Genomic DNA, 25,048 nt, shown 5'->3' with positions numbered 1-25,048 from the left:
GAGTCCATTTTGTTCAAAATCATGCTTATTGAAGACGACATCACCCTGTTCGGGGAGATCAAGGAAAGACTGTCCCAGTGGTCGTATGAGGTATACGGGATCACGAATTTCGGCAAGGTCCTGCAGGAATTTACGGAGGTGAAGCCGGATCTGGTGGTGATTGATATTCAGCTGCCGCAATTCGACGGATTCCACTGGTGCCGGATTCTGCGGGCTCACTCCAACGTGCCGATTATCTTCCTCTCCTCCCGCGATCACCCGAGTGATATGGTGATGTCCATGCAGCTGGGAGCGGATGACTTCATCCAGAAGCCGTTTCACTTCGAAGTGCTGATTGCCAAAATTCAGGCCACGCTCCGCCGGGTCTACAATTATAGCACCGAACGCACAGAGCTGAAGACCTGGCGCGGGGCAGCAATTGAATTCGTGAAGAATACGGTGACTAACAATCAGGGAGCAGCTCTGCTGACGAAGAATGAGATGCTGATCCTCAAAATATTAGTGGAGCGCAAGGACAGCATCGTTGACCGTGAAGAGATGATTAAGAGCTTATGGGACAATGAGCATTTCGTGAGTGACAATACCCTGACCGTAAATGTAAACCGGCTGCGCAAAAAGCTTGAACCGCTGGGACTGGATTCTTTCATTGAGACCAAGGTCGGGCAGGGGTATATGGCGACCGAAGAGGCGGCAGAATGATAAGGAAATACATAACCGAGAAGCGGAGCTGGCTGCTGCTGCTTGCCGTCCTGCAGCTCATTATTATATTCGTGGCTTATGTTGATGCTGCTATCCCGTTGCTGCCGGTATTGTACATTGTGCTGCTGAATGTGCTGCTATGTCTCGCGTTCGTATTCCTGAGATATGCCAAAGAAACCAGATTCTACAGGAGCCTGGAAGCCTGGGATCAGATCTATGACCTTCATGCTGTAATTGAGCCCGGCAGTCCGCTGGAGCGGATCGTCCATGAGGCGGTTACCGCCCAGACTGACAGGTACAAGCGGGAATCCTCCGTCAATTACCAGCTGCTGGAGTCTGAGAAGGATGACCTGCTGTCCTGGATTCATGAGGTTAAGACGCCGCTCACTGCGATGCAGCTAATGATAGAGCGGCTGCCGGATGAAACCCTGCAAAGACAGCTCATGTACGAATGGCTGCGGATTCATCATCTGCTTGACCAGCAGCTTCATCAGAAACGGATTCCTTTTATGCGCAATGATCTGTTCATAGAGAATATCAGTCTGGAGCCGGTTCTTAATAAGGAAATCCGGGCGCTGAAGTCATGGTGTATCTCCAAGGGAATCGGTTTTGATGTGGAGCTTGAGGTGGAAGAGGTGCTGACTGACGGCAAATGGCTGGCCTTCATGCTCAGACAGCTGCTCACGAATGCGGTGAAGTACAGCGAAGCCTCGGATATCCTCATCAGGAGTGGTGAAAAGGACGGCCATACCGTGCTTACTATAGAAGACAGCGGGCAGGGGATTGACCCTAGGGATCTGCCGCGGATCTATGACAAAGGCTTCACGTCATCGCGCGGGCGCCAGGATGGTGCAGCCACCGGAATGGGACTCTATCTGACCCGGCAGGTGGCAGAGCCGTTGCTGATCAGCATTCATGCGGCATCTGTACCCGGAGAAGGGAGTATATTTACGCTTACTTTTCCCCGGGAGAACGACTTTCAGAGAATTACAGGCGTGTGACAATAATGTCACATGCTTCTTCACTTTGTTCGGCGAAGCGCAGGATAATGTATATCAGCCCGCTTATGATAGATCTATAGAAAAGGAGTGGGTGAATAATGGTTATTATGCAGGCTAACAAAATCTATAAAACCTATGGCAATAAATTTAACAAGCAGGAGGTCTTGAAGGGGATCGATCTTCAGGTGAATAAAGGGGAGTTCGTAGGAATCATGGGTCCTTCCGGTTCCGGCAAAACGACTCTGCTGAATGTCCTGTCCTCCATCGACCGGGTGAGCCAGGGGACCATTGAAATAGAGGGCAAGGAATTCACAGGGATGAAGGAGAAGCAGCTGGCGGAGTTCCGCAAGCAACATCTCGGATTTATTTTTCAGGATTATAATCTGCTGGATACGCTGACTGTTAAAGAAAATGTGCTGCTGCCGCTCTCAATCACCGGGATCCCGAAGAAGGAGGCTCACCAGAAGTTCGAGCAGGTGGCGGGCGAACTGGGAATATATGAGCTGAAGGACAAATATCCGGCCGAAATCTCGGGCGGGCAGAAGCAGCGTACCTCGGCGGCGCGGGCGTTTGTGCATGATCCGAGTATTATTTTTGCCGATGAGCCTACAGGGGCTCTGGATTCCAAGTCGGCTTCCGATCTGCTGAACAAGCTCGCCGATATGAACCTGAAACGCCAGGCTACTATTGTCATGGTCACCCATGATGCCGTTGCCGCGAGCTATTGCAGCCGGGTAGTATTCATCCGCGACGGGCAAATCTACACGCAGCTGAACAAAGGCGATGAATCGCGGCAGTCCTTCTTCAACGATATTATCAATACCCAGGGCGTGCTTGGCGGTGCTGCGCAATGAGTCTGAACTATATTATCTTCCGTAATTTGAAGAAGAATATCAAAAACTATTATCTGTATGTCTTCGCACTTGTGTTCAGTGTTGCCCTGTATTTCTCGTTCGTGACGCTGCAATTCGATCCGGCTATGGATGCCGTCAGCGGTTCAATCAAAGGCGGTGCAGCCATTGGCGCTTCCTCCATACTGCTGATTGCCATTGTCGCGATCTTCCTGCTGTATGCCAATACGATCTTCATCAAGCGGCGCAGCAAGGAGATCGGGCTGTTCCAGCTGATCGGGCTGACGAAGGGGAAGATCTTCCGGCTGCTGAGTGCGGAGAACCTGATTCTGTATTTCGGGTCTATGATTCTAGGCATGGGTGCGGGCTTTGTGATGTCACGGCTGATTCTGATGATCCTGTACAAAATTCTTGCCGTAGAAGCCCAGGCGAAGCTCCGCTTCTCTCCGGAGGCGCTTGTGCGGACGATTCTGGTCTTTGCTGCCGTGTACGTGCTGATTATGATCATGAACTACACCTTCATTAAAGCGCAAAGCATCCTGTCCCTCTTCAAGGCGACATCCACCACCCAGCAGCGTATCCGTAAAATGCCGGTGTGGGAGATTATTCTCGGACTGCTCGGCATCGGATTCATTACTGGCGGTTATTATGTATCCACACAGCTGTTCAGCGGCAAATTTGTCACTATGACTGGTCTGATGGCCGCCATGATTGTCATCCTCGCTCTGGTGATTGCCGGCACTTATCTGTTCTATAAGGGCTCAGTCAGCTTCATATTTAATACGATCCGCAATAGCGAAAAAGGCTACTTATCCATCAACGAGGTCTTGTCGCTCTCGTCCATTATGTTCCGGATGAAGTCGAATTCGCTGCTGCTGACAATCATCACAACGGTCTCTGCGCTTGCCATCGGTTTGCTGTCCCTCAGCTATATTTCGTACTATTCGGCGGAGGCCACAGCCAAGCAGAGCTCCCCGGATGATTTTGGCTTCGCCAGAGCGGCCGTGAAGGAGCGGTTTGTCCAGGCCCTGGATGAGCAGCACATTAAGTACACAGAGATTGAAATGCATCCGCTTCAGATCGAAGTGGACGCACAGCATATCATGAGCAAAAATAATTTCGACAATCCCGATGACCGCATCCTCAGCACCTCTGTTGTCAGCGACAGCAGTGTGGAAGGTATCGATGTATTACCCGGGGAAGTCCGGATTATGGGTTATGACAGCACGCTGGACAAATTCATGGGCCTTGATCCCGGAGAAGTCGGGCTAATAACTGCTAACGGCAGCATTAAGCAGCAGTTAATCAGCTTATCTGCGGATGCGATCCTTCCCTTTTATTATAGCGGCGGCGCCGGTGTGTTTGTAGTCGATGAGTCCGTGTATCAGGAATTGGCTAAGTCGCTGGACCCGAAGCTGCAGATGAAGAAAGAAGCGGACAACTATTACGGCATTGAACTGCTTGACCGCTCGCAGAAAGAGAAAGCATATCAAATCTATGTGGACCAGCAGCCGGAAGCACCAAGCTTCGCCCAATATGAATATGAATTGAACCAGCGTACGAATATGGGCCTCATTATGTTCATCGTCGGTTTCCTGGGTTTGACCTTCCTCATCACCTCCGGCTGCATTCTCTACTTCAAGCAGATGGATGAAGGCGAGGAGGAGAAGGACGGATACACGATTCTGCGCAAGCTGGGCTTCACTCAGGGAGACCTGCTGCGCGGTATCCAGTTCAAGCAGCTGTTCAATTTCGGCATTCCGCTGGTCATCGGCCTGTGCCACAGCTACTTCGCGGTGAAGTCCGGCTGGTTCTTCTTCGGCACCGAAATGCTTACTCCGATGTTCGTGGTAATGGCGGTTTACACTGTGCTGTATTCGATCTTCGGCCTGCTGTCCGTACTGTATTACAAGCGTGTGATCCGGGAATCACTATAAGTCATCACCCGAAGCCAAGGCCCCACTTTGTGGGGCTATTTTGCGAAACTTTTTGTAGTGGAAGGAACTGGACAGGTGTTTGCCGAAACGGTAAAGTGTATGGTCTATACTGTTTATATTGCAGGAGGCATCTATGAGTTATAGTGAAGCATTAACAGCAGTATGTGAGCGTTACGCCAAATCAGGCGCAGACTGTAAATGGATCATCGTAGGCTCAGTCGCTTCGGTACTGCAAGGAGCGGAGATGACCCCGGGGGATCTCGATTTGTATGCACAGAACGCAGGGGATGCGGCGGTTATCGCTTCTGTCCTTGAACCCTTTAGCTTAAAGGTTAAACCTCTCTTGTCCTGGGAACAACCGGGCTGGTTATCGTCAATCGAGGAACCGTTGTTCACGCAGTCGTTTGCTTCAGGGTTCACCTGGACCAAAGGAAAATGGATCATTGAGGATTTTGTTGTGGAAGTGGTACATATTTCTGATTCAGCGGGCATTCCTGATTCCGAAGACGGTGAGGGAATCTGGGAAGGCGGGCAGGCGATCTGGAGCTATGCTAAGCTGCTGCCTTTTGCCGGATATACCGTTCCTGTAGTCCCGCTGGAGATTCAGCTGGAGTCGAATATCCGGAGAAACAGGATGGACCGGGCAGAAGCCATACTCCGTGTGTTTAAGGATCAGGGCTACAATGAAACCTTACTGCAGAAGGCATTATCGGATAAGAGCAGAAGGATAATTGAAGATTCGGAGAAAGGATGGAACATTACATTATAGACAGAAGAGGTGCGGAATTAGTGTCCATTACAGTTGGTGAAATTACGGCGATTAACCGCTATCCGGTGAAATCCTTTGCGGGAGAAGAGCTGGAAGCGTGTAAGATAGAATCTTACGGGGTGCAGGGGGACCGGTACTGCTCTTTCTATGATATGACCAAGAAGGATTGGTGGCAGTATGTTACGGCCAGAAAGATCCCCAATATGCTTAGTTATCAAGCAGAATATATCGAGGGGGATATCCGGGTAACGGCGGCAGACGGCAGAGTCTTCGGCTGGGATGCGGAGCTGCTTAATGAAATCCAGAGTCTGACCTCTACGCAAATTACGATGTCAGAGTTCAAAGCGCCTCACCCGGAAGCGAAACACCCGCAGCTGTTATCTGTGGACGGGGCCAGTATTCTGCTTGTGACCGATAAGAGCCTGAAGAAGCTGAAGGCGTTATGGGGCAAGCCTGTTGATCAGCGCCGCTTCAGGGGGAACTTTGTCGTGGAAGTGAGTGAGGATTCCCTTGGGGAAGAGGAATGGCTCGGCCGGCGTTTATCGATAGGCGGTGCAGAGCTGCAGGTGGACAGCTATTGTGACCGCTGCGTTATGATTACGATGAATCCGGATACCCTGGAGCGGGACAGCTCGCTGCTCAAACAAGTGAATAAGGAGTTCAATCTGAACTTTGGCGTATATGCTTCTGTGATCCGGACCGGGGAGGTCCGGCTGGGGGATCAGGTGGTTCTGCTGCCGGAAGGGTCCGTAGCGGAGTGAGTTTCTTAAGTTGACGCTGACTAGGCATGAATGTTGTAGATAATACAACACTGACTGTTGAATACCCGGGCATTCGGGAGGATTGTTGTACGATATACAGGAATTTTCCCGCTAAGCCGCTTGAAGGCGGGGGAATGCTGCCTTTTATACAACAATTTTCAATTTGGGCTGATTTAATGAGGAGAATGTTGTATTTTGTGCAGGAATAGGAATAGATCTTAAATAGACAGCAAAGCGGTGATCGATATTCTGGAATTATCCATGGAACATCCTGAGGAACTGGTGAAAGTGACGCATGCGTTGTCTACGGAGCTTAGACTAAGAATGCTGGAGCTGCTCAACAGCCGGAGAATGAATGTAGTGGAGCTGGCGGAGGCGCTGGAGATACCGGTATCCACCTCCGCCTCGAATGTGAAGGTACTGGAGCAGGCGGGGCTGATTGAGACCGAGCTGCTGCCGGCTTCGCGCGGCTCCATGAAGGTCTGCAGCCGCATCTATGATGATATCAAGATCATCATTAATGTGCCGGAACGCCGCGCGAAGGCGGAGCAAGGGGACTATTGCTACGAGATTGCAATGCCGATCGGCAATTTCACGGCCTGTGAAGTGGCGCCCACCTGCGGCATGGTCAGTGAGGCTGGGCCGATTATTGTGGAGGACTCACCGGCGGGTTTTTTCCATCCGGACCGTGTTCATGCCCAGCTGCTCTGGCTGCGAAAGGGGTATCTCGAATACCGCTATCCGCTGGAAATCCCGCAGGGGGCAGCGGTCCGCCTGATCCAGTTCTCGATGGAGATCTGCTCCGAGGCGCCGAATTATGAGAACGACTGGCCTTCGGATATTACCTTGTGGATCAACAATGTGGAGGTTGGCACCTGGACCTCGCCCGGCGACTTCGGCGGCAGACGCGGGAAGCTGAATCCTTCCTGGTGGATCGATACGGGTACCCAGTTCGGCTCGCTCAAGACCTGGAGCGTAGACAATACCCGCAGCACGATCGACCACAAAGAGATATCCGCCGTCAATCTGAGCCAGCTGAAGCTTACAGAGCAGAACCATGTGGATCTGCGGCTGGGTGTGAAGGAGAATGCGGTCTTCAAGGGCGGAATGAATCTGTTCGGGCGGAAGTTCGGCGATTATGAGCAGGATCTGGTGATGAAGATCTTCTATACAATATAAGAAACCTGAGTCACGGAATTTCAACGACAAGCGATAGACGGAGTAGCATTTGCGATGAACCTACGATATTTATGCAGAGAACCTGACGCCTTAGGCGCAGGTTCTTCATGCTGTACAATCGGTGATTGACATTTCAGCAGATTCTGCAATAATTAATACATATTTAATGTAATAAAACAAAAATATTGTTCTTAAGGAGCGTGTGCAATACTATGGCAACCGAGCATTATATTAAGGATTATCCGCGTCCGCAGTTCGTCCGTAAGGAATGGCAGAGCTTAAACGGGGAATGGAGTTTCCGGTTTGACGATGGCAACGTTGGTGAACGGGAGCGGTGGAATGAGCAGTTGCACGGGGATCTGAAGATACAGGTTCCCTTTACTTATGAGACGGAGGCCAGCGGGATCGGTGAGACGACCTTCCATCCTTATGTATGGTATGAGCGGGAACTGCAGCTACCTGCGGACTTGAACGGTAAGCGGGTGATGCTGAACTTCCAGGCGGTGGATTATACAGCCAAGGTGTGGGTTAACGGCAGCTATGCAGGAGGGCATCAAGGAGGTTATGCGGCCTTTTCGCTGGACATCACAGATTATGTGAACACGGATGCGGGAGCGGCCAACCGTCTGGTGGTTAAGGTGGAAGACAGCCAGAGCTGTACTCAGCCGCGGGGCAAGCAGCGCTGGGTGGATGAGAATTTCGAATGCTTCTATGTGCAGACAACGGGAATCTGGCAAAGTGTGTGGGTAGAGTATGTGTCGCCCTCCTATCTCAAAGCTGTCAAAATCACTCCGGATCTCGATAACCGCTCTGTCCGTTTCGAATATCAGACACAGGCAGCGGACGACAATCTCCGCCTGGAGACTAAGATCAGCACGGGGCAGAAGACGTTCAAGCAGGTCTCGCTCCATGTAGACCGGGCCTGGCTGCAGCTGGATGTGGAGCTGACTCACGAAGCAAACGGCCCGTGGAAGCTGCAGTCATGGTCACCTGCTGCGCCGACATTGTACGAAGTAGAGTTTGTTCTCTATAAAGATAATCAGGTCATTGACCGGGTATATTCCTATTTCGGACTGCGCAAAATTTCGGTCGAACAAGGCAAAGTGCTGCTTAACAATACACCGGTGTATCAGCGCCTCATTCTGGATCAGGGCTACTGGCCGGAGAGCCATCTGACCCCGCCGTCCGAAGAAGCACTGATTGCCGATATCGACGCAATTCTGGCGATGGGCTACAACGGCGTGCGCAAGCATATGAAGATTGAGGATGCCAGGTTCCTGTACTGGTGCGATGTAAAGGGCCTGCTGGTCTGGTCGGAGATGGCGGCGACCTTTGAGTTCAATGATGAGGCTGTGGAGAACTTCACGAACGAATGGACGGAGATTGTCCGGCAGCAGTATAATCATCCTTCGATTATCACCTGGGTGCCTTTTAACGAATCGTGGGGGATTCCGCAGGTCTACACGAGCAAGCTGCAGCAGAAATTCACCGAGGGGATCTATCATCTGACCAAATCCATCGATCCGCACCGTCCGGTCATTGTGAATGACGGCTGGGAGCATACCATCAGCGATATCATCACCCTGCATGATTATGAAGAGAGCGGAGATGTCTTGCTTGAACGTTATGCAGACTCCGGCAGCGTACTTGGCAGGGCAGCCTCATTCAACAACTGGAAATATGCCATGGCTCAGGGCTATGAATACCGCGGCCAGCCGGTGATCGTCAGTGAGTTCGGCGGCATTGCCTTTGATTCCGGTGACGGCTGGGGGTATGGAGAGCAGGTAAGCAGCACCGATGCCTTCATTGAACGGTTCCGCAAGATTACGCAGGCTATCAAGGACACCCCTTATATTTGCGGCTACTGCTATACGCAGATTACGGATGTCCAGCAGGAAGTGAACGGGCTGCTCACTGCGGACCGGACGCCGAAGATTCCGCTGGAAGTGATCCGGAAGGCCAATTTGCAGCTGAAGGAATAATCGTAACATTGGTACCCAAAAAGCGGTGAATTATCGGTTCAATGACAAGAAGAAGCCCTTTAGAATCTTCAGTGAAAGCACTTACATGTAGGTGCGGTCAACAGGTTTCATAATTGAAGATGAAGAGGAGGGGCTTATTTGTTAAAAAAACTATTCACCTCGCTGTCGGCTTCCCTGTGTCTGCTTCTGGTCCTGACCGCCATTCCGGCATTTGCCGCGAATGGCCCGGTGGTGTGGGGTACCTCATCCACGATTACCGATATTAACACCTTCACAGATGCGGGGACTGATGCCCGCGGGCTCAGACCCGGAACGTTCGGGGCGGAATATGCCCGGATGATCAAGCTGGCGAACGGGGACTGGCTGGCCGTCACTGCTATTTACGACAACAACGGCTATACCAAGGTCTCCTGGGGCGGCACCCGGCTGCAGGTCTTCCGCAGCACCGACAACTGCCGCACCTGGTCGCTGGTGTCCACCCTGTGGGAAGACGGGCGTGACCTGGACAACGGGCAGTTCGTGCAGCTGGCCAATGGCGATATTCTGCTGGCCATGCGCTCGGTCCGCTGGCAGGAGTCGTACAAGCTGAGAGTGTATAAGAGTGTGAATGGCGGCGCGAATTGGAGCTTCCTGAGCACAATCGATGAGAACAACGGCACCGCCGGTTCCCTGGGGAACCCGGATAAAGGGGTATATGAGCCGCATATGCAGCTGCTGAATGACGGCTCGGTAGCTGTCATGTATGCGAGTGAGAAGCATGTGACCGAGAACCCTTCCTACAGCCAGATCATCTCCGAAAAAATTTCTACCAATGGCGGAGCCAGCTGGGGAAATGAGATTTATGTGGCCTGGGACCCGTCTAACGCCGGGGCTCGTCCAGGCATGCCGGTCTGGAGCAAGATGGCGAACGGACAGTATATTGTCGCCTTTGAGGTGTGCGGAACGCAGAACTGCCGGATTTTCACCAAAAAAAGTACGGATGGCAAGACATGGTCCAGCGGCATCGGCACCCAGGTATCGACCAATCAGCAGGGCGGGCCATATCTCCTCTCCTTAACCGACGGGCGTCTGCTGCTCAGCTCCAACTCCAATGTGCTCTCGTTAAGTAATGATTACGGGACCACATGGGTGGATAATGATGTTCCGGCGTTCGGGAATTCGTGGTGGACAGCGATGTACCAGACCGGGGCGAATGAGATTGCTTTTGTGGATTCGGTCGAGCGGAGTGTTGGCGGGCATAATGTCCAGGCCCGGTTCGGCACGCTCAGCGGCTCGTATAGCAACGATTTTGCGGCGAATGACAACGGATGGGCCCGTTATGGGGGAACCTGGGCCGTGAGCGGCGGAACCTATAACCTCAGTTCGGTCAATGCGGACAAATCCGTGCTTACCCCGTACCCATCTAAAATGAACTATACGCTCGAAGGAGACATCAGGCTGAATAATGCCGGCCAGGGCAGTCTGGTCTTCAATCTGACGGGTCCGGGTACCGGAGCCGATTCTCAGAAGGGCTACGCCGCAGGCATTGACTCTGCCGGTCAGGTATGGCTCGGACGTTTCAACAATAACTGGACCCCGCTCCAGACCGTGGCCACACCCATTGCGGTAAATACCTGGTATCATATGAAGATTGTCGTGAACAGCGGTAACATCAAGGTATATGCTGGTGATATGGCTGTGCCTAAGATTAACCTGAATGATGCGGTGTTTACCTCGGGCACCATCGGGGTACGCGGCGGCTTCAATAACAGCGTAAGCTTCGATAATATAACAGTGAACTAATCTGCAATTCCTTTCTGGAGCCCTTCGGGGCTTCTTTTTTATTGGTACAAGTACCAATCTATATAGCAGTTGGATTTTCTCCACTTGCTTATGAACGGAGGCGCCCTTGCCGGGCAACAGTTGGAAAAACAGCACTTAATATGGCGGTATTAGTCCAAAGTAGGGTGTATTCATGTAATTAAATGACGTTTATCCATCTAATCACCTCAAAACCTCCAGAACCTCCAAATTAAGATACATTTATCCAACTAATATTTGCTGAGCTAGAACCAGAGCCAGAGCTAGAGCTAGAACCAGAGCCAGAGCTAGAGCTAGAACCAGAGCCAGAGCCAGAGAGATGCGGCAGATGCGAGAATGACCGCCATTCGAGCAGTAGCTAATTTTAATGGGGAACTGGAAGCCCCGTTTCCGCACCTTTCGATTCTCCACCCTCCTTAAGATCGTCTACCCTCACGGCGGCTCCGCGCCATTAACACCTGTCATTTGTTCACCAAGGAGCGGCGGTTTGTCGGTTCAACAGTTGCCGCATCCCCTGTAGAGTATGTGATAAGAAAGCCCTTACATGAATGGTTGAGAGGGCTCTCGCACACAAACTTTTTTGACGAGAGGGTTGTTCAAATGAGGATGAATAAGAAGTACACAGGTTTGGTATCGGCCGGGCTGGCGTTAGCCCTGATTCTGCCGGGATGCTCATCCGGAAACCAAGAGAACGGAGAAGCCGTCAAGGCATCGGATGAACCGGCAAAGACAGAGAGTGCAGGCGGCAGTCCGGTAGAGATCTCGTTCTGGAACATGTTCGGCGGCGGGGAAGGGGAATTCGTAGACCAGATTATCAAGGACTTCAATGACTCGCAGAAAGAGGTAACTGTGAAGCAGCTCCGCCTCGAATCCAATGAATATTACGCGAAGCTCAGTACGGCGCTGTCTTCCTCCAAAGGACCGGATATTGCCATTGCCCATGTGGACCGGATCTCCCCGTTCGTGAAGGCGCAGCAGATTGTACCTGTAGATGAGCTGGCCTCCAAGGTCGGATTTGACCTTAAGGAAATCTCTGATTCCAACATGCAGAGCGTGTCCTACGAGGGTAAGCCTTACGCTGTTCCGCTGGATACCCACTTCCATATGTTCTACTACAACAAGGACATCCTACAGAAGGCTGGTCTGCTGAATGAAGACGGCACCCCTAAGCTTGGAGACCTGACACCGGCGGGCTTCGAGCAGACACTGGCGGATATTCAGGCCAAAGTGCCGGATGTGCAGGCGATGGCTGTGAACACCCCCTACTTCCAGGAGCCGTTCCTTAATCTCTATTATGAAGCCGGCGGGGATATCCTGAATTCCGATATGACCAAAGCCAGTATCAACAATCCGCAGGCGCTGGATGTCCTGAAATTCTATCTGGACGTCTTCAAAAATAAGTATGCCGATCTCAATGATAAAACACCTTGGGATAACTTCCATAACGGCAAAGCTGCTTTCTGGTTCGGCGGTGTATGGGAAGCGGGGCTGCTCCTCGGAGATGAATCCCTGCATATCGGCGCGATGCCGCTTCCTCCGATCTTTGGCAGCCAGACGCACTGGGCCAGCTCCCATACGCTTGTAATTCCGTCCTACGTCACTCCTGAGAAGCAGGAGGCGGCAGCCAAGTTCATGAAGTATTTCTCTGAAATAGGCGGAGAAACCTGGGGACAGGCGGGTCATGTGCCTGCGAACAGCAAAGTAACCACCAGCGATGCCTACAAGAGTCTGCCTTATCGCAGCGAATTCATCGAGGCCCAGAAGACCGTGAAATTTGCTCCGCCGACAGATAAGTATACAACCATCATTACAACGATCTCCGAAGAGCTGCAGAACATCATCTTCGGCAGTGAGAGTCCGGAAGACGGGCTGGCGAAGCTGGAGAAACAGATTAACGAAGTGCTGGAGAACTAGCTCCCTCTGCAGGAAAGGTACGGCCCCCCGCCTCCGCTAAGGGCGGGGGGCCTGTCCTTCCAGCCCATGTGCAAACTTAATTGAAGGAGAGAATGACCGATGGAGCGGAGTGTAATAGAGAATAAAGCGGCAACGCCTCTTCGCAGGAGAGAGCCCATACACCTACTGAAGGAACTGAAAGCTATTTTTTATCTGGTCCCCTTCCTGGTACCGTTTACAGTGTTCTACTTGTGGCCAGTAATCAACGGAGCTTGGATGAGCCTGCATGTCTGGGGCATTCAGGGGATGCAGAAGTATGTTGCATTGGCCAACTATAAGAAAATCTTAGAGAATCCGGATTTCTTTTCGTATTTGTGGAACTCATTCTATTTTGTGCTGCTGTGCGCGCCAACCGTACTGGTGCTTGGACTTGTACTCGCGCTGATCATCAATCAGAGAATTTGGGTACGGACCCTGATCCGCTCCGTGTTCTTCCTGCCGTATGTCCTGTCCGTCTCAGTGGTCAGCTTCATCTGGCTGAAGCTGTTCGACGCAAAGAACGGTCCGGTGAACGCTGTACTGCATGCGCTTGGCATGAATGCGGATATCAACTGGCTCACGGATCACAGGTTCGTGTGGTGGGCGATTACGATAGCGACAGACTGGTGGAGCGTAGGGTTTGTGATGGTGCTGTTTCTGGCCGGACTGCAGGAAATCCCTACGGATCATTATGAAGCGGCGAAGATCGACGGCGCGAATGCCTGGCAGCGCTTCTGGAGCATCACCCTGCCGGGGCTGTCCAGTGTGATGAAGATCCAGATCTTTTATCAGATTATCAATTGCCTCAAGCTGTTCGGACAGGTACAGATTATGACCGGCGGCGGGCCGGGAGATTCCACCAATACCATGATCCGCTATATCTATGTCACGGGGTTCAAGAAGGATATGTTCGGCCTGGCCGCAGCGCAATCAATGATCTTCTGCTTCATCATGCTGCTGATCGCCGTGGTTCAATTCAAAATCACAGACCGCAAAGACGGATAGGAGGGAGACGTTCATGAAGAAGCTTGCTTTAAATATTGCTGCTGTTCTGCTTGCGCTGCTGTTTGTTTTTCCGCTGATCTGGATGTTCCTCACCTCCCTGAAGCCTGACGGTGTGAACGTATATACGCTGGCTGATTGGGTGAATTGGTCAGATCTGAATACCGATAACTATGTCAAAGTCATCCGGGACTCGCAAATTCTGCATTGGACGTGGAACAGTCTGGTCATAGGTGTCCTCACCACCGTCATATCCATTCTGCTCAGCTCGCTGGCGGCATTCTCCTTCTCCAAGCTGCCTTTCCGGACGCGGGGGATATTCTATGTGCTGATCGTTTCAGGTCTGCTGATTCCGACAGAAGCTATACTGATTCCGCTCTATGAAACTGCGCTGCATCTGCAGCTGATTGATAACATCTGGGCGATTATCCTGCCCGGGCTGACCAACCCGATCGGCATTCTGCTGCTGAAGCAATTCATGGACGGGGTACCCAGGGATTATATTGAAGCCGCGCAGATTGACGGCAGCCGCAGCTTCCGGTTATGGTGGAGTATCTGTCTGCCGCTTACGCGCTCAGCCATGGTCTCTGTGGGAATCTTCTTCTTTATCCTCTCCTGGAATAACTTCCTGTGGCCTTATCTGGCGATTACCTCAGAAGAGAATATGATTCTTTCGGCAGGGCTGCCCACCTTTTTGTCGAATAATAACATGTCGCTCAATCTGATTATGACGGCAAGTGCCATTGCGGCGATACCGACGATTCTGGTGTTCATTCTTCTTCAGCGGCATATTGTCCAGGGTGTGGCGATGTCCGGTGTCAAAGGTTAATTCTTAAACGCGAAAGGATAGTGGGCATGCTTACATCTCCTGAGAGTTCTGCCAGGCCCATGCGGCTCCGCCTGATATCCTGGATCAAAATTATGAAGAGCAGCATGCGCTATAAGTGGATGCTGCTTCTTGTTCTCTTCTCCTTGACACCGCTGGTGGTCATGGGGATTATTTCATTTTCGATCTCCAAATCAACGATTAACCACAAAGTAACCGAATATTCCGAGCATCTGCTGTACCAGACCGCTGATAATCTGGATACGCGGCTGGGTGTGTACAAGGACATGATGATGCAGGTGCTGAACAATAACGAGATCGTGGGCATGCTGCGGACCCTTGATCGGACAGACACGGCCAGCTATGATGTGGATAGTCTGTCGCTAACGACGAAGCTGTCCACGATTGTGGCGATCAATCAGGATGTGCAGTCGATTTCTTTTGTATCGGATAGGCATTATATCAAAGGAATCTACCGCTGGAACAAGCGCACGCCAGCCGAGGTAGAGCCATTCCTGCAGACGCTTGAGGGCGGCAGCAACTTCCGCTGGTATCCGACCCGCTACGGGACCTATGTAGACAGTCTGAATTCGCAGAGCACCCACGTCTTCTCGGTAGCCAAGCAATTGTACAAAATATCCGATGACAGTCCGCTGGGGATTGTGGCAGTTCTGGATATCCGGGAGGATGTCATTAAGGAGCTGGTCTCGAAGGCGGTGAGCAACAACCGGGATCTGCAAAGCTTCGTGATGGACGGACGTGGCATGCTGGTCTCCTACCCGGACAGTGGTCTGATTGGCAGAAGTGTGACTGAGGTGCTGGGTGAGGCGGGTTACGAGAAGCTCATAGGCTCCGGCCCGGAGGAGACGAGATTTCCGCTCACGTACAAGGGCGACAGCCTGATTGTGAATGCCAAGAAGCTGCACACCAATGACTGGGTGGTGGTGAATGTCATTTCCAAGGCGGCGCTGTACCAGGATTCGAACCGTCTGCTGCAGATTTTCATCTTCGTCGGGCTGCTCTGCATTGTCTTCTCGGTCATTGCTGCACTGGTGCTGGCGAATTCTATTACGAATCCGATTCTGAAGATGATCCGTCTGATGCGGCAGGTGATGTCCGGCGAGCTCAGCGTCCGCTACAAAGCCAAAAGCCGGCATGACGAAATCGATATTCTCGGCGATAATTTCAACTACATGGTTGTGCAGATCGACGAGCTTTTGAAAGCGGTATATCTGGAGCAGGATCAGAAACGGATGGCGGAGCTCAAGGCGCTGCAGGCGCAGATCAACCCGCATTTTCTCTACAACACCCTGGATATTATTAAATGGACGGCCTTGATTCAGAAAGCCAACAACGCGGCAGAGATGGTCAGCTTATTGTCGCGGCTGCTGCGGATCAGTCTGGGCAAAGGGGAAGAGACCGTTACGGTGGAGGAGGAAATCGAGCATGTGCAGTGTTATCTGGGCATTCAGAAGTTCCGTTTCAACTTCAATATTGAGACCGTTGTTGAGATGGACGATGAAGTCCGTCACCTGCGGACGCCCAAGCTGATTCTGCAGCCGATTGTGGAGAACGCGGTTATCCATGCTTTTGGAGATATGGAGTCCGGCGGCTGCATCCGCATATCGTGCAGCAAAGCGCCGGGCAATCTGGTATGGTTCGAAGTGGCGGACAACGGGAAGGGGATAGACCCGGCGCTTGCGCGCAGTCTGCTGGCCGGGCAAGCGGCGGAGGAGGAGAAGCCGGGAGGCATTGGACTGGCCAATGTGGATGAACGGATTAAGCTGATTTGCGGGAAAATGTACGGCATCGAGATTCACAGTGAGCCGGGTACAGGAACGTCCATACGAATCAAGCTGCCACTCATGACAGAGGATATAAGGGGGAACCGCTGAGATGCACCGGGTCATTATCGTAGAAGATGAATTTATCGTAAGATATGGAATCCGGTCGATGATTAATTGGGAGTCCATCGGGATGGAGGTCATAGGCGAAGCGTCGAACGGCAGGGAGGCATTGGAGGTGATGGAATCCGGGCTGCCTGATATCCTGATTACCGATATCAAAATGCCCGTGATGGACGGCATCGAGCTCATTGCCGAGGTACGGAAGCTCTCACCGGATATCAGGATTATTATCCTCAGCAACCTCGAAGATTTCCAGTATGCCAAGGAGGCGATCAGACATAGTGTATCCGAGTATATGATCAAATCGGATATGATGCCGCGTGACTTTGAGCTGGTGCTGCTTAAATTGAAGGAAAGCCTGGAGGCGGTGCAGAAGAATATGCCCGTCTCTTCCCAGGCTGCTCCCCCGGAGCCGGTGCATAAGGAGAATTTCCTGCTGGAGCTCATGGAGCGGGGGGCGGCTCAGGGGCAGATAGACAGAAGTAGACTCGCTCAGGCGGGACTTGCGGATTCACGGCCGCTGTATTTGCTGCATATTAGCCTGGGCAGCAGTGCTGAGCCGGGGTATGGGCAAGGACAGAGCGTGATCCGCAGGCTGCTGGAGCAGATTTGGATTGAACGTGCCCTCGGGTATGAAATGTTCCCGGACAGACAGGGGGAGCTTAATATTATAGTAACCACAGAGCTTAACACAGAGCCTGCAGGATTTGCCTGGTTAGACTTCGTGCGCAGCTGTAGTGAAGAGCTTATCTGCCGCTTATCTACCCAATATGGCTGGACTGCAACGATTGGTCTTAGCGGAGTGAACGGGCAGTGGACAGAGCTGAAGAATGCTTATGTCCAGGCCGTGGAAGCTGCCAGGCAGAAGCTATTTATGGGGAGCGGTCGTGTTCTGGTTCACAGCAGCGAAGAATTGAAGGCGCAAGTACCTCCGCTTGAGGCACTTCAGATCAGCAGCCGCCAGATCCAGTCTATGGTGTACGCCTTCCAGTCCAGAGAGCTGGAGGAGTATCTGAATCAGCTGTTCGGGCAGCTGGCTGTACGCCGGGATGCGGATCTCGTGCAGATTATCTCACTTGAGCTGCTGATGATCCTAACAACCTTGTGGCCCGATGTATCCAGGGATGCTGAACAGGTTCTGGAGCTCAAGAAGCAGTACTTCGACGAGCTGTCGATGCTGGAAACGCTTGAACAGAGCCGGCTATGGTTCATGCAGGCCTTCGAAGCGCTGGTAGAGCATATGATAGAGATGTATAACAGCGACCGGAACAGCATTATCAAGGCAACCCAGTATATTCAGCAGTACTATGATCAGGAAATCACACTGCAGTCGATTAGCCGGCTTGTACATTTAAGCAAGAATTATTTCGCCAACCTGTTCAGGAAGGAAGTAGGTGAGAGCTTCCTGGAGTATCTGACCCGGATCAGAATTGAGAAGGCCAAGACCCTGCTAACCGGAGAACTGAAGGCTGGAGATGTCGGTACCCTGGTCGGGATTCAGGACCCGAAATATTTCTCCAAGGTGTTCAAGAAAATCACTGGCGTGTCTCCTTCGGAATATCGCGGGCTGGTTCGTAAGAGCGGACAATGAGGGCTGTGAGGGTGGGATTTTGTGCAAACGCTTACAAAATATGACTGGAGTGAACCTGTTCCGGAAAGGGGGAGTGAGATGAAAACCATGGGCCGTATGCTGCCCGTTCTGCTGCTGTATCTGTTCCTGCTGCCGGGCTGTGCAGAGCTCTCTTCCGGGAATCAGAGTCCCCAGGAGAGTACAGTGCCTGTCGAGGTATCCTTCTGGAATCCGTTCGGAGGCGGCGAAGGCGAATTCGTAGAGAGAATTATCAAAGATTATAATGCTTCCCAGAGTGAAGTGTTTGTGAAGCAGCTCAGACTTGAATCTAACGAATATTACGCCAGGCTGAGCACTGCTCTGTCCTTCGGCAAAGGGCCTGATGTAGCCGTTGTCCATGCGGACCGGTTGTCGCCGTTCATTAAAGCGGGGCAAATTGTTCCGCTGAATGCTCTGGCTGAGCAGGACGGATTCCAGTGGAGTCAAATCGGTGAACAGAACCTGCAGAGCGTCAGCTACAGCGGACAATATTATGCAGTCCCGCTCGATACCCATTTTCACATGCTCTATTACAACAAGGAAATATTGGCCAAGGCCGGATTGCTTACTCCAGATGGAACACCGAAGCTCGAAGAGAATACTCCCGCAGGGTTCATCCGTATGCTGCGCCAAATCGCTGAGCAGGTTCCGGGGGTACAGCCGATGGCGGTCAACACCCCTTATTTTCAGGAATCGTTCCTGGATCTGTATTATGAGGCAGGCGGAGAGCTGTTCAGTCCCGATATGAAGCATGCAGCGGTCGATAATGAGAAGTCGGTGAAGGTCCTGACCTTCTACCAGCAGCTGTTCGAAGAGGGATTAAGTGATCTGAATGATAATACACCTTGGGACTCCTTCTATAACGGCCAGGCTGGACTGTGGTTCGGCGGAGTATGGGAAGCGGGGCATCATCTGGGCAATGAGGATACCGAAATCGGTATTATGCCTCTCCCGCCGATCTTCGGCAGCGCCGCCCACTGGGGAAGCTCACATACGCTGGTTATTCCGGCTTACGTAAGCTTGGAGGAGCAGGAGGGAGCGATGGACTTCATGAAGTATTTCTCAGAGGTGGGCGGACATATCTGGGGGGAGGCGGGTCATGTCCCGGCCAATCTTGATATCGCAGAGAGCCGGGCTTACCGGGAGCTGCCTTACCGCGAGCTGTTTATCCAGTCGAGGGATCAGGTGAAGTTCGCCCCGCAAACCGATAAATATGCGGCACTATTCACTGCAATGTCGGAGGAGCTGCAGAATATTATCCGTAACCGGATTCAGCCGGAAGCAGGATTGAAAGTGCTGGAGAAGAGCCTGAATCAAATTTTGGCGAATTAATTAACAATATGCAGGGGCTCCCCCGGTGATCAGGTAATCAATTCAAGCACCGGACAGAAGCCGGGATTCGTGGAACATAACATTGCTGTGAATTCTGGCCGTTGCTTCGACAGTACTGCGAAGTAGCTTCTAAGCACATGATTGAGCTCAACCGTCCCGTTCTGGAAGGATAATGAGTACAGCGTCTGCACATGGGTGTAATAATATTTTTTCTCATGCCGGGGCAGCTTGTAGATGGTAGGCGGAACGTAGGTGGCGACATCAAAGAGATTGGCATAACGGAAGCTGCTGCGGACATAGCTGCTGAATGCTTTGGCAAATGCAGGATCACCCGCACGCGGAGATCCGTACGTATACAGGCGGGGAGACCTGTAGGCTGAATTAGCGGCAAGATCTATAGCACATAAGGTTGCTAGTGCCCCGCCGAGGCTGTGGCCTGTAACGTATAGCGTTTTCTCCGGTGACAAGGTGCTGAGTATGGAGAGGATTTCCTCTCTTGCTGACGAATAAATGTCTGTGAAGCCTCTGTGCGTCAGGCAATCTTCCTTGATATATTTGAACTTTTTTTGCGCAGCATTCATGTTGGAGAGCCAATTGGTGGTTGAGCTGCTTCCGCGCCAGGCAATAATGATCTCCTGTGGTGATTCCAGAATGAAACCAAACGGCTCGGAGATACCGCCCATGGATTTCGCCCGGAAATTATGCACGACCGAGAAGTCCGCCGGAACCACGAACGAACCGTCCGCATGTTCAAATTGTACATAGGTCTGCCCGCAGACGGCAGCCAGAAAGATGGCCCAGTCCTGTTCATTCCGCATGTTACCCATCCCGCATCCCGCCCTTCTTTCTATCTGTGTATGATCAGCAGGCAGGATTGGTGCCTATGGAACCTTTATGAATTTGCGATTGCGTCGAAATCCACTTGTGCCAATTGTTTGGATACTTCCCACAGTCTGGCTGCCACAGCGGCATCCAGCCCCTGCGGAGCGATCTTGCCGGGCTTTGGCAAGCCTCTCGTTTCTGAGAGTCTGCCGGGTCCGTAATAAGTTCCGGACTTCGCGTCCGGCGATGTCGCGGCGAACAGAGTCGGAAGCGCGCCTTGCGCGGCCGGCTGGAACAAGATCGGCCCCAGGAACCTGCGTAGAATCCCCGCTGTGCTGTTCGGCCCGGCCCCATTAAGAAGCAGGTCCGTGCGTGAAACGCCCGGATGAACCGGAAGGCTCAATAGGCCCCAGCCCGATGCGTCACTGCGCCGCTGCAGCTCCAGTGCGAACATGATCATGGCAATTTTCGATTGCGCATAAGATTCCATGGCATGATAACGGCGTTCAAATTGCAGGTCGTCAAAATGTATTGAGCCGCTCCGGTGGGCAACACTGCCCAGGCTTATCACACGCGGTTTATTTTCTTTGCGCAGTAAAGGCATCAGATGTGCAGTCAACGCGAAATGTCCAAGGTAATTCGTACCGAATTGAAGCTCAAAGCCATCTTTCGTGAGTTTGCGGGTAGGCGGTGTCATTACCCCTGCATTATTGATTAGCAGATCAAGACTGTGTCGCTCCTTATTCATCCTTGCGCCGAACGCCTGTACCGACTCTAGGCTGGCAAGATCCAGCTCTTCAAAACGGATATTGGCTGAGGTAACACTGCTGCGGATTTTTTTCACCGACTCTGCTCCCTTTGCGGCATTGCGGCCAGCGAGTATGACTTCTGCTCCATGTTTCGCCAGCTCCAGCGCCGTTTCGTAGCCGATGCCTCCTGTACCGGTAACGATGGCTGAGCGGCCCCGCTGTGAAGGAATATTTGAAGCTGTCCATTTAGGGAAATTGTCCATCTTTTCTTTCTCTCCTTTGCCCTGTTTGACTGTATCTATGGCCCATACCGAAATACTTAACCTCCGGCGCCTGAATTGTAAGTTGACCAGCCGTTCGATATACTTAATGCTAATACTTAGAGGCTTATCGAAGTCAAGCAGTCTTTAAAATACCATTTCGAGGTGAAAGAGGATGTACAGTATCAATGAAGTAGCTGCGATTTGCGAGGTGACGGCGCATACACTCCGCTTTTACGATAAGGAGGGATTATTGCCCTTTGTGGGACGCAATGGAGCGGGAAACCGCATTTTCTCTGATGGTGATTTATCACTAGTCAAAGTGATTTGCTGCCTGAAAAACACCGGAATGCCGATTAAAGATATCAAAAAATATATCGAATTGATTATGGAAGGTGATTCGACCAAGGAAACACGGCGCAGCATTATGATCGAGCACCGTAAGGAAGTGGTGCGGCAGATGGATGAATTGAAGAAAAATCTGAACATTATTGATTTGAAGGTTGCCTTATACGAAACCAATAATATGGACCTGCTTCGTGAGCTTTAACCCCTTACTAGTTAGAGTCATCTCTAAGTGGTTATAACCAAAAAAATACATAAATAAGATGAACATAAGAAGATTCAGCCGCTAACAGTTCGATCATACATAACATGGAGGTTTGAATTTTGATCGAGGAACGTATTTCATTGGGGCAGTTAGCGATAAACGTGAGGCATTCATTAAACGTCAAGCCTGCTATTCTGTTTCTTCATTTCAGCGGCGGGAACCTCAACATGTGGGAGGGGGTTCTCCCGCAGTTTGCACAGGACTACAGCATCATTGCTCCCGATATCCGGGGACATGGTCAATCGGACAAACCGGAAACCGGCTATCATATCGATGAGATGGCAGAGGATATGTATCGGCTGCTGCAGCATTTGCAGGTAGACAAGTGCCATATCGTCGGCAGCTCGATGGGAGCAGAGGTTGGCCTGAGTCTGGCGGCGGCGCATCCGGAGAAAGTGTTATCCCTGGTCTGCGAAGGCGCACTTAATAATGAATTCGGCAAATACGGAATATTCCAAGGTACAGCAGAAGAAATTGTGCAGAGAAAAGAACAGCTGCGTGCAGAATTGGGTGAACGGGAAGAACGAATCTTTAGCAGTATAGAGGAGTATGTTGCCGAACAACGGGCGGAGCTGACAGCGGAGGGGCTGTGGAATGAATATTTCTCGGCCTTCTATGAGCATAGTCTGCAGCAGCTGCCGGACGGCAAGTACACCTACTGTTATCTGAACCGTGTAAGGACCGAATATATCGTGAAGTTCTGGGATCTGTCATTTGAGCAGTATTATCAGAAAATAGAGTGTCCGGTACTATTCCTCCCCAGCGAAGAAGAGTGGGCTGACGAGTCCATCCGCCGCAGTCTGGAGGCCTTCGCAGGGCTGCTGGACAGCCATGAAATTACGCGGATTCCTGACTCTCTCCATGCTTATGTCTGGATGCAGCTGCCGCTTCCGGCAGGCCAGGCTGTGAAGGACTTCCTGAACAAGCAGCTGTGATCACAGATAAAGAGCCCGGTCCTGGAGGATTCTCCTGGGCCGGGCTCTAATATTCTTGCCTATTCTGGTTCTGACCTATTCTTCCTCAACTACTATCCTGTCCGGCAGCTGTGTAACATAACTGTCCGACATCCGCAGAAGCTCAAGTGCGCGGGTGAACTCATCCTCTGTCGATTGCAGGAGCTCCGCCCCGTCACCGGATAACGTATAATGCTGTCCGTCTTCGAACCCGCTGCCGGATAAGAAGAGCTCTTCGTTATTAACGAAGGAGCCCGTAGGCAGATAATAGCGCTGCGGCAGCAGGTTATAATGGGTCTGATTCAATAAATCCTGTCCAAAATGAATATGATAGTCCAGCGGCACACCGAGCAGATTCGCTACGGTAGGAAGAATGTCAACCTGTCCGCCTAGCTGCTCCTTCACGCTTGGAGACGTAATGCCGGTAGCTGATATGATGAGCGGGATATTAATCAGATCGCGTTCATTATATTCATGCCCCAGAATTTCCTCCATTAAGACCTTATCATCATCCTTGAGCGAGAAAATAGGAAGTCCCCGGTGATCGCCATAAAGCACAACCACACTGTTATCCCATACCCCGCTGCTTTTGAGTTCATCCATAAATTGACCCAGTGCATAATCCGCATAGTTCTCGGCCCGGATATAGTTTCCAACGAGTGTACCTTCATAACGTTCCGGCAAGGTCATCTTGTATTTGCTCTCTGGAATGGTGAACGGGTTATGCGATGACATCGAGATCACATGTGAATAGAAGGGCTGTTCGTTCTGGTCCATCCGGGCCAGCTCTGCCGATGTTTTGTTGTACAGGACCTCATCCGATGAACCATAGAAGACAGTATCCTCTTCACCGAAGTAGGCTTTGTCATAATAACGGTTAAAGCCAAGCGCATCGTACAGCTCGCCGCGGTTCCAGAAATCGACTTCATTCGTATGGAAGGTTGCGGTATCGTAACCTTGGGCCTGCAGCAGCTTCGGCAAGCTGGGCAGATCTTTCGGTGCATACATTTCTGTAGCCGGACCATCCGGCGGAACATAGAAGGAAGTATTTACGATAAACTCGGCATCCGATGTGTTACCTTGACCCACCTGCTGAAAGAACCGGGGGAAGTAATAACTCTCGGCGGCAAGCTTATTCAGGTTAGGTGTAATTTCTGTTCCGTCAACCGACAGATTGATCAGGAAGTTCTGGAAAGACTCCATTTGCAGGATGATCAGATTCTTACCCTTGGCGGCCCCGTACATGACCGGATTGGCTAGGGTCTGAATGCCTTTGGTCTTATCAATGCCTGCCTGTGAGATTTCCGCTTGATTAATCGGCTCTTCCTCCGGCTCACCCAGCAGGGCATAAGCTTCATAATTGAGGATCCCCATTTGTTCGGCTTTGACATTCTCGTTCATACTGGCCTTATTCGGAAAAATATTCATCATACACATGACGAGTGAGACACAGAACAGGGCAGCGACCGCCTTGCGGTTACTGGGGCGGGACATCGAGTGCTTCCAAGCCAGCGCCTTCTTGCGTCTGAGCATAACCAGGCTGATAATAATAATGTCTACGAATATAAGCATATATTGAGGGTGAACGACGGCGAATATACTTTTCTTGACGGCTCCCACCTGCTTGACCTGGCCGAAGACCTGAGAAGTAGCAATAATGCCAAAATGATTATGATAGACAATCAGAGAGAAGAATAAAACGGTAATAAGCAGATTGACGAGCATATAGATGGCAATTTTCCGCTTCGTGGCGAACCATTCGATGAGGCAGAACAGCAGCAGCACAAAAGGAATCTCTTTCAGCCATGTGGTCCAGGTTGGACCGTCCTCGAACAGGTAATACCAGGCGAAATAGCTTTTAACTAGCATAATTAGGGAGAAGAATAGAATCGATCTTTTACTGAGCGAGCGTGATTCCTTAAACGGCATTGCGTATGCGCATCCTTTTCTATTTAATCTTTTCATTTTATTACATGGGAGAGTTCAAAATCAACTAGATTTAAGGCAGCGGGATTTAAAATAAAGATGTAAATCCGCAGCTTTTACGTTATCCTCATATAAGCGATC

Annotated in this window: 20 protein-coding genes; 17 read left to right on the top strand and 3 right to left on the bottom strand. The window is 51.4% G+C overall.

What is annotated here, in order from left to right; all coding sequences use genetic code 11:
- The first annotated feature begins 9 nt into the window (after positions 1 to 9).
- From NSU01_RS21680 to NSU01_RS21610, 15 genes are all read left to right on the top strand, one after another.
- Positions 10 to 699: a response regulator transcription factor gene (locus NSU01_RS21680; protein ID WP_076243259.1), complete on the top strand. Its 690-nt coding sequence runs from the start codon at positions 10 to 12 to the stop codon at positions 697 to 699.
- Positions 696 to 1,700 (top strand): sensor histidine kinase, encoded by a 1,005-nt coding sequence (locus NSU01_RS21675; protein WP_076243258.1) that lies wholly within the window; start codon positions 696 to 698, stop codon positions 1,698 to 1,700. The genes NSU01_RS21680 and NSU01_RS21675 overlap by 4 nt, the downstream gene beginning before the upstream one ends.
- A 98-nt stretch (positions 1,701 to 1,798) precedes the next feature.
- Positions 1,799 to 2,554: an ABC transporter ATP-binding protein gene (locus tag NSU01_RS21670; protein WP_042138379.1), complete on the top strand. Its 756-nt coding sequence runs from the start codon at positions 1,799 to 1,801 to the stop codon at positions 2,552 to 2,554.
- Complete coding sequence (locus tag NSU01_RS21665; protein ID WP_076243257.1) at positions 2,551 to 4,488, top strand: ABC transporter permease; 1,938 nt, start codon at positions 2,551 to 2,553, stop codon at positions 4,486 to 4,488. The genes NSU01_RS21670 and NSU01_RS21665 overlap by 4 nt, the downstream gene beginning before the upstream one ends.
- Before the next feature lie 133 nt (positions 4,489 to 4,621).
- Positions 4,622 to 5,257 carry a hypothetical protein gene (locus tag NSU01_RS21660; RefSeq protein WP_076243256.1) on the top strand — a complete coding sequence of 212 codons (636 nt, stop codon included), beginning with the start codon at positions 4,622 to 4,624 and terminating at the stop codon, positions 5,255 to 5,257.
- A 20-nt stretch (positions 5,258 to 5,277) separates the two neighbouring features.
- Positions 5,278 to 6,018, top strand: coding sequence for an MOSC domain-containing protein (locus NSU01_RS21655; protein WP_144026028.1), 741 nt, complete (start codon positions 5,278 to 5,280; stop codon positions 6,016 to 6,018).
- A gap of 261 nt (positions 6,019 to 6,279) precedes the next feature.
- Positions 6,280 to 7,197 (top strand): helix-turn-helix domain-containing protein, encoded by a 918-nt coding sequence (locus tag NSU01_RS21650; RefSeq protein WP_339302337.1) that lies wholly within the window; start codon positions 6,280 to 6,282, stop codon positions 7,195 to 7,197.
- A gap of 212 nt (positions 7,198 to 7,409) precedes the next feature.
- Positions 7,410 to 9,179, top strand: a complete 1,770-nt coding sequence (locus NSU01_RS21645; RefSeq protein WP_076243255.1) for a glycoside hydrolase family 2 — start codon at positions 7,410 to 7,412, stop codon at positions 9,177 to 9,179.
- A gap of 138 nt (positions 9,180 to 9,317) precedes the next feature.
- On the top strand, positions 9,318 to 10,961 hold the full coding sequence (locus NSU01_RS21640; protein ID WP_076243254.1) for a family 16 glycoside hydrolase: 1,644 nt from the start codon (positions 9,318 to 9,320) through the stop codon (positions 10,959 to 10,961).
- 618 nt (positions 10,962 to 11,579) lie between these two features.
- A complete protein-coding gene (locus NSU01_RS21635; RefSeq protein ID WP_076243252.1) occupies positions 11,580 to 12,893 on the top strand; it encodes an ABC transporter substrate-binding protein in 1,314 nt (437 codons plus the stop codon).
- 99 nt (positions 12,894 to 12,992) lie between these two features.
- A complete protein-coding gene (locus tag NSU01_RS21630) occupies positions 12,993 to 13,916 on the top strand; it encodes a sugar ABC transporter permease (protein ID WP_083705423.1) in 924 nt (307 codons plus the stop codon).
- A gap of 13 nt (positions 13,917 to 13,929) precedes the next feature.
- Positions 13,930 to 14,742, top strand: a complete 813-nt coding sequence (locus NSU01_RS21625; protein ID WP_042138366.1) for a carbohydrate ABC transporter permease — start codon at positions 13,930 to 13,932, stop codon at positions 14,740 to 14,742.
- A gap of 92 nt (positions 14,743 to 14,834) precedes the next feature.
- Positions 14,835 to 16,634 carry a sensor histidine kinase gene (locus NSU01_RS21620; protein ID WP_179093470.1) on the top strand — a complete coding sequence of 600 codons (1,800 nt, stop codon included), beginning with the start codon at positions 14,835 to 14,837 and terminating at the stop codon, positions 16,632 to 16,634.
- Between the two features lies 1 nt (position 16,635).
- Positions 16,636 to 18,237: a response regulator gene (locus tag NSU01_RS21615; RefSeq protein ID WP_076243250.1), complete on the top strand. Its 1,602-nt coding sequence runs from the start codon at positions 16,636 to 16,638 to the stop codon at positions 18,235 to 18,237.
- A 78-nt stretch (positions 18,238 to 18,315) separates the two neighbouring features.
- Entirely contained in the window at positions 18,316 to 19,587 is a 1,272-nt protein-coding gene (locus NSU01_RS21610; protein ID WP_083705417.1) for an ABC transporter substrate-binding protein, read from the top strand.
- A gap of 29 nt (positions 19,588 to 19,616) precedes the next feature.
- Here the strand turns inward: NSU01_RS21610 and NSU01_RS21605 are convergent, their stop codons facing one another.
- Entirely contained in the window at positions 19,617 to 20,405 is a 789-nt protein-coding gene (locus tag NSU01_RS21605; RefSeq protein ID WP_339302336.1) for a lipase family protein, read from the bottom strand.
- Between the two features lie 74 nt (positions 20,406 to 20,479).
- Positions 20,480 to 21,421 (bottom strand): SDR family oxidoreductase, encoded by a 942-nt coding sequence (locus tag NSU01_RS21600; RefSeq protein ID WP_076243249.1) that lies wholly within the window; start codon positions 21,419 to 21,421, stop codon positions 20,480 to 20,482.
- 172 nt (positions 21,422 to 21,593) lie between these two features.
- On the opposite strand from NSU01_RS21600, the gene NSU01_RS21595 reads away from it, so the two are divergent.
- Together NSU01_RS21595 and NSU01_RS21590 are read left to right on the top strand one after the other, a co-directional pair.
- The gene (locus tag NSU01_RS21595) at positions 21,594 to 21,968 is read left to right on the top strand and encodes a MerR family transcriptional regulator (protein ID WP_042138356.1); all 375 of its coding nucleotides are present in this window, start codon (positions 21,594 to 21,596) and stop codon (positions 21,966 to 21,968) included.
- Between the two features lie 119 nt (positions 21,969 to 22,087).
- Positions 22,088 to 22,963: an alpha/beta hydrolase gene (locus NSU01_RS21590; RefSeq protein WP_076243248.1), complete on the top strand. Its 876-nt coding sequence runs from the start codon at positions 22,088 to 22,090 to the stop codon at positions 22,961 to 22,963.
- 75 nt (positions 22,964 to 23,038) lie between these two features.
- Here NSU01_RS21590 and NSU01_RS21585 read toward each other — a convergent pair whose 3' ends face one another.
- The gene (locus NSU01_RS21585) at positions 23,039 to 24,910 is read right to left on the bottom strand and encodes an LTA synthase family protein (RefSeq protein ID WP_042138355.1); all 1,872 of its coding nucleotides are present in this window, start codon (positions 24,908 to 24,910) and stop codon (positions 23,039 to 23,041) included.
- Positions 24,911 to 25,048 lie beyond the last annotated feature (138 nt).

This window comes from Paenibacillus sp. FSL H8-0259, assembly GCF_037963255.1.
GTDB lineage: Bacteria > Bacillota > Bacilli > Paenibacillales > Paenibacillaceae > Paenibacillus_AQ > Paenibacillus_AQ phytohabitans.
The sequence above is the reverse complement of the archived record's forward strand: the minus strand, read 5'-3'. Positions and strand labels throughout refer to the sequence as shown.

Excerpts from the sequence above, each read along its gene's own strand:
- NSU01_RS21625 (WP_042138366.1), top strand. The coding sequence starts at position 13,930 with ATGAAGAAGCTTGCTTTAAATATTGCTGCTGTTCTGCTTGCGCTGCTG.
- NSU01_RS21600 (WP_076243249.1), bottom strand. The coding sequence starts at position 21,421 with ATGGACAATTTCCCTAAATGGACAGCTTCAAATATTCCTTCACAGCGG.
- NSU01_RS21620 (WP_179093470.1), top strand. The coding sequence starts at position 14,835 with ATGAAGAGCAGCATGCGCTATAAGTGGATGCTGCTTCTTGTTCTCTTC.
- NSU01_RS21630 (WP_083705423.1), top strand. The coding sequence starts at position 12,993 with ATGGAGCGGAGTGTAATAGAGAATAAAGCGGCAACGCCTCTTCGCAGG.
- NSU01_RS21595 (WP_042138356.1), top strand. The coding sequence starts at position 21,594 with ATGTACAGTATCAATGAAGTAGCTGCGATTTGCGAGGTGACGGCGCAT.
- NSU01_RS21660 (WP_076243256.1), top strand. The coding sequence starts at position 4,622 with ATGAGTTATAGTGAAGCATTAACAGCAGTATGTGAGCGTTACGCCAAA.
- NSU01_RS21650 (WP_339302337.1), top strand. The coding sequence starts at position 6,280 with ATGGAACATCCTGAGGAACTGGTGAAAGTGACGCATGCGTTGTCTACG.
- NSU01_RS21665 (WP_076243257.1), top strand. The coding sequence starts at position 2,551 with ATGAGTCTGAACTATATTATCTTCCGTAATTTGAAGAAGAATATCAAA.
- NSU01_RS21615 (WP_076243250.1), top strand. The coding sequence starts at position 16,636 with ATGCACCGGGTCATTATCGTAGAAGATGAATTTATCGTAAGATATGGA.
- NSU01_RS21585 (WP_042138355.1), bottom strand. The coding sequence starts at position 24,910 with ATGCCGTTTAAGGAATCACGCTCGCTCAGTAAAAGATCGATTCTATTC.
- NSU01_RS21610 (WP_083705417.1), top strand. The coding sequence starts at position 18,316 with ATGAAAACCATGGGCCGTATGCTGCCCGTTCTGCTGCTGTATCTGTTC.
- NSU01_RS21605 (WP_339302336.1), bottom strand. The coding sequence starts at position 20,405 with ATGCGGAATGAACAGGACTGGGCCATCTTTCTGGCTGCCGTCTGCGGG.
- NSU01_RS21670 (WP_042138379.1), top strand. The coding sequence starts at position 1,799 with ATGGTTATTATGCAGGCTAACAAAATCTATAAAACCTATGGCAATAAA.
- NSU01_RS21635 (WP_076243252.1), top strand. The coding sequence starts at position 11,580 with ATGAGGATGAATAAGAAGTACACAGGTTTGGTATCGGCCGGGCTGGCG.
- NSU01_RS21675 (WP_076243258.1), top strand. The coding sequence starts at position 696 with ATGATAAGGAAATACATAACCGAGAAGCGGAGCTGGCTGCTGCTGCTT.
- NSU01_RS21645 (WP_076243255.1), top strand. The coding sequence starts at position 7,410 with ATGGCAACCGAGCATTATATTAAGGATTATCCGCGTCCGCAGTTCGTC.